Source organism: Gelidibacter sp. (assembly GCF_039916245.1).
Lineage (GTDB): Bacteria > Bacteroidota > Bacteroidia > Flavobacteriales > Flavobacteriaceae > Gelidibacter.
The window spans coordinates 1-3,360 of the sequence record NZ_JBDSLS010000039.1 but is presented as its reverse complement, the minus strand read 5'-3'; the positions used below and the strand labels follow the sequence as shown (position 1 = coordinate 3,360).

The 3,360-nt window shown below is 36.5% G+C and carries 4 protein-coding genes; 1 reads left to right on the top strand and 3 read right to left on the bottom strand.

Annotated elements, in window-relative coordinates:
* On the bottom strand, positions 1-337 hold a 337-nt coding region (locus ABIQ28_RS01975), incomplete at its 3' end, for a DUF5687 family protein (RefSeq protein WP_348035075.1).
* Between the two features lie 181 nt (positions 338-518).
* Here ABIQ28_RS01975 and ABIQ28_RS01970 point away from each other — a divergent pair.
* Positions 519-1,574, top strand: coding sequence for a ferredoxin--NADP reductase (locus ABIQ28_RS01970; protein WP_348035074.1), 1,056 nt, complete (start codon positions 519-521; stop codon positions 1,572-1,574).
* A gap of 186 nt (positions 1,575-1,760) precedes the next feature.
* On the opposite strand, the gene ABIQ28_RS01965 is transcribed toward ABIQ28_RS01970, so the two are convergent.
* Positions 1,761-2,798: a glycosyltransferase family 9 protein gene (locus tag ABIQ28_RS01965; RefSeq protein WP_348035073.1), complete on the bottom strand. Its 1,038-nt coding sequence runs from the start codon at positions 2,796-2,798 to the stop codon at positions 1,761-1,763.
* A 39-nt stretch (positions 2,799-2,837) separates the two neighbouring features.
* The coding region (locus ABIQ28_RS01960) for a DUF4254 domain-containing protein (RefSeq protein WP_348035071.1) at positions 2,838-3,360 on the bottom strand (523 nt) is incomplete at its 5' end.

Sequence of the window (3,360 nt, the reverse complement as noted above, 5' to 3'; positions counted from 1 at the left end):
AAATCATGGTTTTACCCATCGCAAAATTGACAATGTTTTTTCTTTTAATCGGCAAATACATCAAGGGCTTGATGTTCATCACTGGCATTTTCTGAAGAAAATATCGAAATGCCAAGTCAAAAATCATATAGTAAATGACCACTTGATTGACCACTTCAAAAGGTTCCTTGTTGAGTCCCTCTTCAATCATATAATAAGCGCCAAAACCTAATATTGAAAAAGAAGCAATCATCCAAAGGGCGCCCAAAACCATCATGATTTTCAGGAACAAATTCGCCTTAAAAGAAGCTGACCTAATAAAGGATTTCCACTCGAGACTAATAAAATACTTGAACATAGAGACGTGGTTGTAGTTTAATCGTTAGTAATGATAATACACTTTTTGTTACAAACAAATTTCTCTTGCCTTTAATTTTAAGAGATGTTTTGTAGTGAAAATGCGAGTTGTTATCTTATTATTTTGTTAGAGAAGTGGCATTTAATCTAAGCATTCGTTACTTTTGAACAAAAATTAAAACATGTCAAATTTTCACACCCTAGTCATAAAAAGTATTGAGCGGCTTACATCTCAAGCCGTAACCCTTAGCTTTGAAATTCCTCAACATTTACAAGAAACCTACACGTTTAAAGCCGGCCAATACATTACTTTAAAAACTGAACTCAACGGCACAGAACTCAGACGCGATTATTCATTGTGTTCTTCCCCAAAAAGTGGTGAATTGAAAGTTGCTGTAAAACAAGTTCAAGACGGTACATTTTCTGCTTTCGCTAATCATGAACTCAAAGTTGGCGATACTCTAGAAGTCGCTGCACCGAGAGGACATTTTGTTTTTGAACCCAATGATTTTAAAACCAAGCATATTGCGGCTTTTGCAGCAGGAAGTGGAATCACTCCGATCTTAAGTATTGTTAAATGTGCTTTGGAAGAAGAAGTACAAAGCAACGTGGTTTTGGTTTATGGGAATAAAACAACGGATGACACCATGTTTATACAGGAATTACTGGATTTACAACACCAATATAGTGACCGCTTATCCATTCAGTTTGTGTTTAGCCAAGCGCAAGAAGAGGATTCTATTTTTGGACGTATTGAAAAGAGCACCGTCAATCTGATCTTAAAAAATAAACATAAAGATTTGACCATTGACGCCTTTTATTTATGTGGCCCAGAAGCCATGATCCATACGGTAAAAGATGTACTTGAAGAACATGAAGTTGCAAAAGAACGTGTTTTCTTTGAACTGTTTAAGGCTGCAAAACCAACAGAAGCTGATACTGTTGCAATTCCTGATGGGCAAACTAAAATTACCATCGTTTTGGATGATGAAACCACGACCTTTGAAATGTCGCAAAAACAGACCATCCTTGAGGCGGCTTTAGATAAAGATTTGGATGCGCCTTATTCTTGTCAAGGCGGAATTTGCAGTAGCTGCTTGGCACGGGTAACCGAAGGCGAAGTCAAAATGCGAAATAACAGTATTTTGACCGATGTCGAAGTTGCCGAAGGCTTAATTTTAACCTGTCAAGCGCATCCAATTACACCAAATGTGAGTATTGATTATGACGATATTTAATTGATTTAATTAAGATTAATCTATTTTATTGCGTTTTACCCTAAGAAATTAATGTTTCATCGAATAATCGCTAATTAATTGTTATAAAATAATGTTCAAGAGAATGAAACCAATATTTTTATAAACGGTTTAATTTTTATTATAAGGATTATCTATTAAACACGCATCAAATCTAACCCTGCTTTTCTAGTGGGGTTTTTTTATGACCTGTTCCATTTTTTCGATAACGTCTTCTGGAAGAATGGTTTGCATGCAGTTTTCATACCCTACAGGGAATTTATTACCATAAACAGAGGTCGGAATTTTAGGGTATTTTGTACGATCTGCCAAAAGCGCAAAACTTTCATCTTGATGAAAGGGATAAAACCCAGCATACGGATGCGTCACGCCCCAAAGTGTCACGACTTTTATTCCCATCATGGCTGCCATATGGGCGTTTCCAGAATCCATGGAAAGCATGACCTCCAAATTAGAGATAACGTCCAATTCTTCGTCCAAACTCAGTTTTCCGGCAATACTAATGACATTTTCATTCTCCAGAGAACTCAAATAATCGACATCCGATTTTCCTCCAAACAACAAAATCGTATGATTTTTTGAAAGTTCTGTGATAACTTCTTCCATCAGCTCTAAAGGATACATTTTGCTTTTATGGGCTGCAAATGGCGCTATTCCTATCCAGCTTTTAGTATTCTTTCCAACAATTTCTAAGGTTTTAAAATTCAGTTCAGAACGTTTAGGAAACTCGGGTTCTGATTCCTTAATCGGAAAACCCAATTTTTCAAAAACATCTTTATAACGTTGGATTGTGGTTTTGAGCTGCTCGAAAATTTTCCCTGTGACCAAGGCTTTTTTCTCAGCTCTTCCTTTATCAATTTGGATGGGTTTAAGATCTAACAAAAATATTTTTAGGATGGTACTGCGTAAAACGTTGTGCAAGTCGGCAACGGCATCAATGCCTAAAGTCCGCAATTCTTTGGAAAGATCCAAAATCCCGAAAAACCCTTTATGTCGTCCTTTTAAATCTGCTGAAAACACAGATACATTTTCCAAATCACGAAAAAACGGTTTAAAAAATTCTCGTGTTAAGACGGTTAACTTAACATCAGGATATTGTTTTGTGAATGCGCTTAACACGGGAATGGTCATGGCCACGTCTCCCATAGCGGACAGACGAATGACGAGGATGTGTTTTGGTTGTTTGGACATCTTATTGAAAATCAAACCTGTCAGGTTTTAAAAACCTTACAGGTTATACTTACACTATTTCCGTTCACGAAGTACAGGATTCAACTCGTCGTCGTTGTACATTTTCATTTGCTTATACACTTTCATGTATTTATCGCCGTTTTGAATGTCAACTAGCAAATCGTCAATGGCTTTGCTCAAATCTTTACGCTGCTCTAAAAGCACATTTAGCTTTGTCGTGCAATTGAGTTTATGCGAGGAAGATGCATCAGGACGCTGTACTTCTTCGTTCATATGGTAGATTTTCAACGCTAAAATTGATAATCTGTCAATGGCCCAAGCAGGGCTTTCGGTATTTATCGTAGCGTCCGATTTGGGTTGAACATCACTATATTTTGTCAAAAAATAACTGTCAATATATTCTACCATATCCGTTCGATCTTGGTTGGAAGCATCAATTTGACGTTTCAATTTTAAAGCCGCAACAGGATCAATATTTGGATCTCTGATAATATCTTCATAATGCCATTGTACGGTATCAATCCAACATTTTCTATATAAAAGATGTTCTATAAGATGCTTATCTTCGTCATAAATA

What these genes read in the sequence shown, in the direction of transcription:
- ABIQ28_RS01970 (WP_348035074.1), top strand. Translation starts at nt 519, where the DNA reads ATGTCAAATTTTCACACCCTAGTCATAAAAAGTATTGAGCGGCTTACA.